Genomic DNA, 7850 nt, shown 5'->3' with positions numbered 1-7850 from the left:
ACACTCATGGCGACAAGATCGATGCCGACCGTGTCATGCTTGTCGGCCAAAAAGGCGACTTTCAGCTTGGTGCCAACACCATCGGTGCAGGATACCAGAACCGGGTCGTTATATCCGGCAGCCTTCAGATCAAAAAGGGCGCCAAAGCCGCCAAGACCACCGGCAACACCGGAACGGGTTGTTGCTTTTGCAAGCGGTTTGATTCGTTCGACAAGGTCATTCCCGGCATCGATATCGACACCGGAGTCCTTATAGGTAAGGCCGTTAGAGGTGGTCATTTCGGGGTCCCTGGCATCAAACATGCATGAATAAAAGGCGGCAAAACCGCGTTTTTCATCAGCACGTATCGACGTCTAATCGACGGGCAACTGTCGTATTGCGGTCCGGGTCGCAGGGAACCTGCTGTTTGACCAATCCGCCTTACTGACGCCTTTAATCAGATATAGAGGACAAAGCGATCCTGCTGATAAAAAACGCGGGCTTGATAATTTCCGCTGGGCCGAAAATACTCAAACGCGGGCAATATGCAATGATCACCTGCGCATGACAGAGTTTTCTTTGCAGAATGCGTTCAACATGCCACAAAGAGCGTTATAGAATAATGCAACAAGACACGATTAGGGCAAAGAGGCATACGTGCTTACTTCATTGAAAAACATCAAGATGTGGGCGGGTGCCGCCACCGTAGCAGCCATTATGGCCTTTCCGGCAGCGGCACAGGACATTTTCACCGTCAGCGGTGTTCATGTTGACGAGCGCGCCGAAACTGCGGCTGCTGCGCGCGAGCGTGCACTTGAAATCGGTCAGCGCAAGGCGTTTGAAGAAGTGGTTGCACGCTTGACCCTGCCCGAAGATCGCGCCGGACTTGCGACACCGGAAACATCGGTGATCACGAACATGGTGAGCGATTTCGGGGTGTCGAACGAAAAGACATCATCCGTGCGCTATATTGCGGACATGACCGTGCGCTTCAAGGATGACGAGCTTCGCCGGTTCTTGCGGTTCCGCGATATTTCATTTGCCGAATTGCAGTCCAAACCGGTGATGATCGTGCCGGTCTATCGCACGAATAATTTCGTTAATCTGTGGGATGATCCCAATCCGTGGCGCGATGTCTGGGCGCGCAATATCGCGACATCGGGACTGGTGCCGATCAAGGCGCCGATTGGCGATCTGACCGATATCAGCACCGTCTCGGCCGAGCAGGCCGAAAGCGGATCGATGGAACGTCTGTCCCAGCTTGCCAAACGTTATGGCGCGGATGTCGCCGTGGTGGCCAGTGCCGAGGTCAGCGGGCCAGAAGGCGGCGAGACGGTTGATGTATCCGTCACCCGCTATGAGCCCAATGGCGCACCGCAGATTTTTGGCGTGCAGGAAAAGACCCAGGCAGGCGAGACATTGAACGAAACGCTGGTACGCGCCGCCAAGTCGGTGCAGGAGCAATTGGCTGATGGCTGGAAACGCGCCAATCTGATCAATTACAGCACGGGTGGCAACCTGATGGTGTTTATCCCGATTACCGGTCTTGCGGACTGGGCAGGGATCGAGAACAAGCTGATCGGGCTTCCGGTGGTGCGCAATTCGCGGGTGATCGCGATGTCGAAGCGCGAAGTGCAGGTATCAATCGAATATGTCGGATCGGCCAATCAGTTGCAGACAGCGCTTAATCAGCAGAACCTTAGCCTGTCGCGGATGGGGGAACTTTGGTTCATTCAGCCAAGCGGGGCGGATCGTTTGCAGGGGCTGTCGTTAGGCGGATAAGCCTTTTGCATGACAGGGACAGTTTAACAGGGGCCGGGGAATGACATTACGACAGCAAGCACGTTTCTGGCTGATCTTTGTTGTTGGATTCTTTTTCCTGATCTGGCTGTTTTCGGGCATCCTGTTACCGTTCGTTGCCGGGATGGCGATTGCCTATTTCCTGGATCCGCTTGCCGACCGGCTTGAGGAACGCGGGGCCAGCCGGGTGATTGCGACCAGCATCATCACGTTCCTTTTCTTCCTTGTGTTCATTCTGGTGATGTTGATTGTCGTGCCGATGATCGGCAGCCAGTTGGCAGGCTTTCTTGAACGGTTTCCGGGCTATGTCGATACGTTGCGCACCAATGTCGCGCCGTATTTGCAAAATGTCCTCGACCGTGTCGCGCCCGAAACCCTGCAAAGTGTATCGGATGCGATCAAGGGACAGAGTGCCAATGCCCTTAAATGGGTCGGTAATGTTCTGACCAATGTGCTTTCGGGCGGTCTCGCACTTTTGAACTTCCTGAGCTTGCTGTTCATCACGCCGGTGGTGTCGTTTTACCTGCTGCGTGACTGGGACAAGATTGTTGCCAAGGTGGACAGTTACCTGCCAAGGCGGTCGGCCAAGGATATCCGCCAGTGCGTTAGCGAGATTGATGAAACCCTTGCCGGGTTTGTGCGCGGGCAGGCGACGGTGTGCATATTGCTTGGCCTGTTTTACGGGCTTGGCCTGACGCTGGCGGGGCTTGAGTTTGGCTTTGTCATTGGCTTGATGACCGGACTTGTGTCGTTTGTGCCCTATTTCGGGATGATTGCCGGCTTTGCGGTTGGCATGGGTGTGGCGCTGGCACAGTTTGGCTTTGGGCTTGATCTTGGGCTGGTGGCGCTGGTGTTTTTGATCGGCCAGGTGCTTGAGGGTAATTTCCTGACGCCCAAGCTTGTGGGCGACAAGGTCGGGCTGCATGCTGTTTGGGTGATGTTTGCCTTGCTTGCCGGGGGTGCGGTGTTCGGACTTCTTGGTGTGATGCTGGCCGTGCCGGTGGCCGCCGTGATCGGCGTGCTTGTACGTTATGGCTTAAGGCAGTATCTCGATAGCAGGCTTTATGATCACGGACCGGACGCTGGCAACAATGCCACGACCGAGACCGAGAAATAGACCCCAGAGATCGAGATCAGCAAATTGAGTTTACTGTGACCCGGGTGACATCCAAGCCGGACAAAGATAACGACCCGCAGCAATTGCCGCTGGCGCTTGAAATGCGCCCGGCACTGGGGCGCGATGATTTCATGGTGGCCGATTGCAATAGCGAAGCGGTGGCGTGGATCGACCAATGGCCGAAATGGCCCGCCCCGGCCTTGTGCCTGTATGGGCCAAAGGGATGCGGCAAAAGTCATCTGGCAGAAGTGTGGCGGGCACGATCCGGCGCGTTGCAGGTCGCGGCATCGGAGTTGAACGGGATCAATCCCGATGAGCTTCTGGGCGATGCCACCGGTCTTGTGATCGAGGATGCGGACCTTGTGGCTGGCGCAGGCCTTGATGAAACCGTCTGTTTCCATATTTACAATATGCTGAAGGAACGCGGTGGGCATTTGTTGTTGACCGCAAGCCAGCCGCCATCGCGCTGGCAGATTGATTTGCCCGATCTGAAATCAAGGCTGGGTGCGGCTCTGGTGTGCGAGATTTCGCCGCCGGATGATGATTTGATTGTCGGTTTGCTGATCAAGCTGTTTGCCGACCGGCAGATCCCGGCCAGCCCGCAAATCATCAGTTATGTCTTGCCGAGGATCGAGCGGTCCTTTGCGGCGTTAAGTCAATTGGTGGCGGCGATTGATCGCCGGGCCTTGGCCGAAAAGCGGGCGGTGACCTTGCCGCTGGTGCGCAGTGTCATGGATGACATGACCACAGAATCGTAACATCGAAACGAATTTCGTAAGCCGATCAGGTTGTTACAGGTTATCATCACCACCACCTAACAGATTGCATTCAATAACCGGAAGCTGCATGTGAGCCCGCAACGCGTAAAAGCAAAACCGTCGCTTAAGAGCCAGACCGATACCCTGATTTCCGATGGACATGTTTTGGGGTGGCGGGAATGGATCGGCCTTCCTGATCTTGGCGTGCCCTTGATCAAGGCCAAGGTTGATACCGGCGCGCGAACATCGTCGCTGCATGCGCTTAATCCAAAGAAAGTCGTGCGTGACGGGCAGGATTTTGTATCATTTACCCTGCCGCATTATCGCGGGGACGGGCATGGGCGGATCGATTGTCTGGCGCCGCTGATTGAAATGCGCGAGATTCGCTCTTCGAACGGAAATGCCGAAGAACGGTTTGTGATTGCCACCCATATCCAGGTTGGGCATCACAAATTGAAAGTTGAAGTATCGCTGGCAAACCGGTCAATCATGGGCTTTCCCATGCTTTTGGGCCGCACAGCGATGAAAGCAGGAAGATTTTTGGTGCTGCCATCGAAATCTTATCTTGCAGGGAAGCCGGAACAGAGATAGACGCGCAGAAGAACGACCCATTGCCGGAACAAGATCCCGACAGGGTCGTTTTACTTTCTGACAATTCCGCATTCGCCAGCCACCGGTATTATACCGGTCGCACTTCGTTTTGCCGACCTTGGGGGACATCTTATGAAAATCGCGATGCTTGCACGCAATCCAAACCTTTACTCCCACAAACGGTTGGTCGAGGCGGCCGAAGCACGCGGGCATGAGATGGACATCATCAATACCCTCAGGGTGTCGATGAACATCACGTCGCTGAAACCGGAAATCTATTACGGCGGTGACAAGCTTACCGGTTATGACGCGGTGATCCCGCGTATCGGTGTGTCGGTGACCCAGTTCGGTCTGGCAGTTCTGCGCCAGTTTGAAATGATGGGTGTTTATCCGTTAAACGAGTCTGTTGCCATTGGCCGGTCGCGCGACAAGTTGCGTTCGCTGCAGATCCTGGCACGCCGTGGCATCGGACTGCCGGTGACCGCCTTTGCCCATGATCCCAAAAAGACCGATGAAGTTCTGTCGATTGTCGGCGGTGCGCCGGTGGTGATCAAGCTTCTGGAAGGCACACAGGGCATCGGTGTGGTTCTGGGCGAAACCGAAAAATCCGCCAAATCCGTGATCGAGGCGTTCCGTGGTGCCAATGTTGCGATCATGGTGCAGGAATTCATCAAGGAAGCCGGCAACAGCGATATCCGTTGCTTTGTGATTGGTGGCAAGGTGGTTGCCAGCATGGAACGCAAAGGGGCGGAGGGCGATTTCCGATCCAACATCCATCGCGGTGGTTCGTCGCGTGCGATCCGCATCACCCCGCAGGAACGCTCGACCGCCGTTGAAGCCGCCAAGGCGATGGGGTTGAATGTTTGTGGTGTTGATATCCTGCGATCCAATCACGGGCCGGTGGTGATGGAAGTGAACTCCTCACCGGGATTGGAAGGCATTGAGAATGCAACGGGCAAGGACATTGCCGGCATGATCATTGAATTCATGGAAAAAGATTTCAAACCCGGTAAGGTGCGGACCAAAGGCAAGGGATAAGAACAAGGGATACCACGATGAGCGAAACCGGATCACCCAAGGGGAAAGCCAAAGCGCCCAGAACCCCCAAGAACCCTGATTTTGAAATCGCTGGGAAAAAGGTTGCTCCGGGCACGCGCCAGATTGTTGATATCCCGATCTCGCTTTTGTCCAACCACACGCCGGTCAATCTGACGGTCAATGTCGTGCATGGCAAACGACCGGGGCCGGTGATTTTCGTCAGTGGCGCTGTCCACGGCGACGAGATTGTCGGGGTGGAGGTTATCCGCCGCGTTTTGAAATCAACCGCATTGCGCGGCATGCGCGGAACGTTGCTGGCCGTGCCGGTGGTCAATGCGTTCGGGTTCCTTAATAACACCCGCTATCTTCCCGACCGGCGCGATTTGAATCGCTGCTTCCCGGGGCATTCGCGCGGATCCCTGGCCGCACAGCTGGCCCATTTGTTTTTGCATGAAATTGTCGAGCGATCCGATTTCGGTATCGACCTGCATTCGGCGGCGGTTCACCGGGTTAACTTGCCGCAGATCCGGGTCAATGAAGATGACCCGAATATCATGGAATATGCCGAGGCGTTTGGCGCACCAATCATCCTGACCAGTCCGCTGCGCGACGGGTCGCTTCGTGAGGCCGCGCGCGAGCTTGGCGTGCCGATCCTGCTGTTTGAGGCGGGCGAGGGGCTTCGTTTTGATGAAATGTCGATCCGTGCCGGGGTGTCAGGCGTTCTGCGCGTGATGCGCAAACTGGGCATGACATCGCAGCGCACCGTGCGCGAACCACGCGTGCCGTCGTTCAAATCCTCCAACAGCCATTGGCTGCGCGCACCGGCGGGCGGCATTTTGCGGACCTTTAAACTGGCCGGGGAGTTTGTCCGGGCCGGGGACGTGGCCGCGGCGGTATCCGATCCGTTCGGGCAACGTGACGAAGAAGTCATCGTGCGCGAGGAAGGCTTGATCATCGGGCGGACCAACCACCCGATTGTCAATCAGGGGGACGCGCTGTTTCATATTGCGTCGATCAAGCGCCCGTCAGAAGTCCAGGAACGCATGGACGCCATCGAAACCCATCTGCAATCCGATCCGCTTCTGGATGAGGACGAGATTATCTAGGTCCTGACCCTAATCTCTGGAGCGCCTTGGGGCATATGTTGCCCGAATAAGGCGAAGATCAGCCCTGCATCGAAGCCACTGGCGAATTGTGGCAGGCAATGCTATAGCAGTCGGCATGGAACCAATTACAACTACAGAAGAACTTCGCAGTCTCTGTGAAAGATTGCGCAAGTTCGAATATGTCACTGTCGATACCGAATTCATGCGGGACTCGACCTATTGGCCGCAACTGTGTCTGGTGCAGCTGGCAAGTCCGGAGCCGTCCGATAACGGGGCTGCGGTCGATCCGCTTGCCGAGGGCATTGATCTGACGCCGCTGTTCGAGCTGATGCAGGACGAGGCGGTGGTCAAGGTGTTTCACGCTGCCCGCCAGGATATCGAGATTTTCGTCCATCTGTCGGGCAAGGTCCCCCATCCGGTGTTTGACACCCAGGTGGCGGCGATGGTGCTCGGTTATGGTGATCAGGTCGGTTATGAGACGCTGGTCAACAAGGTTGCGCGCAAGAGCATTGATAAATCGATGCGCTTTACCGATTGGTCGCGCCGTCCGCTTTCGACCAAACAGATCAGTTACGCGCTTTCGGATGTGACCCATCTGCGTGTGATCTATGAAGCGTTTCATGAGCGCCTTGAGGCCAATGGCCGTGCGGTGTGGCTGTTTGAGGAAATGGAACGCCTGACCGATCCGTCGATCTATTCGATTGATCCGGCCGAGGCATGGAAGCGGCTTAAAACCCGATCCAACAGCCCGAAATTCCTGGCGGTGGCACGTGCGCTTGGCGAATGGCGCGAGACCGAAGCGCAGCGCAAGAACCTGCCGCGCAACCGGGTTTTGCGCGATGATACCTTGCTTGATATCGCTGCCCGTCAGCCGATGACCGACAAGGACCTTGATAAAACCCGTGGCGTAGGCCGCAACTTTGGCACCTCCAAACCGGGGCAGGCAATTATCGAGGCGATCAAGGCAGCCCTTGATAGCCCGCAGGATCAGTGGCCGAAGCCAAAGGAACGCATTGAACTGCCAGCCGGGATCGGCCCGACGGTCGAGTTGCTGAAGGTGTTGCTTAAACTCTGTGCTGAGGAAAAGGGCGTTGCCCAGCGTCTGGTGGCATCAAGCGACGATCTTCAGAATATCGCCGCCGACGACAACGCCGATGTTCCGGCCATGCGTGGCTGGCGGCGCGAGCTTTTCGGGCAATATGCGCTGCGTCTGAAACACGGGCAGCTTGGCCTTAAGCTGAAAGACGGCGAAGTGGTCTTTGTCGAGCTTGATGACTAGGTCGCATGCTGCCGTGAAGAACAAAAAACGGGGCCCGACGGCCCCGTTTTTGTTTTTGAACCGGTTTGACCAATCGATCAGGCGGGCAGGGCGGCATCAAGCAGGGCGGTTGCCATGGTTTTGGCGATCCGGGCCGATTCGGGCATGCCGCGCACCTGGGCTGTGACAATTGCCCCTTCCTT

General features: G+C 56.2%; 7 protein-coding genes and 1 pseudogene. 7 read left to right on the top strand and 1 reads right to left on the bottom strand.

Annotated features, from left to right (window positions below; translation table 11 throughout):
• A pseudogene (locus tag B3Z49_RS10540) lies at positions 1 to 278 on the bottom strand (phosphoribosylformylglycinamidine cyclo-ligase); the annotation flags it as partial.
• A 358-nt stretch (positions 279 to 636) separates the two neighbouring features.
• Here B3Z49_RS10540 and B3Z49_RS10535 point away from each other — a divergent pair.
• From B3Z49_RS10535 to rnd, 7 genes are all read left to right on the top strand, one after another.
• Positions 637 to 1761, top strand: coding sequence for a DUF2066 domain-containing protein (locus B3Z49_RS10535; protein WP_296990649.1), 1125 nt, complete (start codon positions 637 to 639; stop codon positions 1759 to 1761).
• A gap of 40 nt (positions 1762 to 1801) precedes the next feature.
• Positions 1802 to 2896, top strand: a complete 1095-nt coding sequence (locus B3Z49_RS10530; RefSeq protein ID WP_064780553.1) for an AI-2E family transporter — start codon at positions 1802 to 1804, stop codon at positions 2894 to 2896.
• A 35-nt stretch (positions 2897 to 2931) separates the two neighbouring features.
• Entirely contained in the window at positions 2932 to 3654 is a 723-nt protein-coding gene (locus tag B3Z49_RS10525) for an HdaA/DnaA family protein (protein ID WP_296990646.1), read from the top strand.
• Between the two features lie 90 nt (positions 3655 to 3744).
• A complete protein-coding gene (locus tag B3Z49_RS10520; protein WP_008891259.1) occupies positions 3745 to 4245 on the top strand; it encodes an ATP-dependent zinc protease in 501 nt (166 codons plus the stop codon).
• 132 nt (positions 4246 to 4377) lie between these two features.
• Positions 4378 to 5283 carry a 30S ribosomal protein S6--L-glutamate ligase gene (gene rimK / locus B3Z49_RS10515; RefSeq protein WP_296990644.1) on the top strand — a complete coding sequence of 302 codons (906 nt, stop codon included), beginning with the start codon at positions 4378 to 4380 and terminating at the stop codon, positions 5281 to 5283.
• A 17-nt stretch (positions 5284 to 5300) separates the two neighbouring features.
• The gene (locus B3Z49_RS10510; protein ID WP_296990643.1) at positions 5301 to 6389 is read left to right on the top strand and encodes a succinylglutamate desuccinylase/aspartoacylase family protein; all 1089 of its coding nucleotides are present in this window, start codon (positions 5301 to 5303) and stop codon (positions 6387 to 6389) included.
• A 115-nt stretch (positions 6390 to 6504) separates the two neighbouring features.
• Positions 6505 to 7668 (top strand): ribonuclease D, encoded by a 1164-nt coding sequence (gene rnd / locus B3Z49_RS10505; protein ID WP_040824125.1) that lies wholly within the window; start codon positions 6505 to 6507, stop codon positions 7666 to 7668.
• Positions 7669 to 7850 lie beyond the last annotated feature (182 nt).

Source organism: Thalassospira sp. UBA1131 (assembly GCF_002311515.1).
In the GTDB taxonomy this organism is placed as follows: Bacteria; Pseudomonadota; Alphaproteobacteria; order Rhodospirillales; family Thalassospiraceae; genus Thalassospira.
Note: the sequence above shows the minus strand (reverse complement) of the source record. Positions and strands in the feature narration are given on the sequence as shown.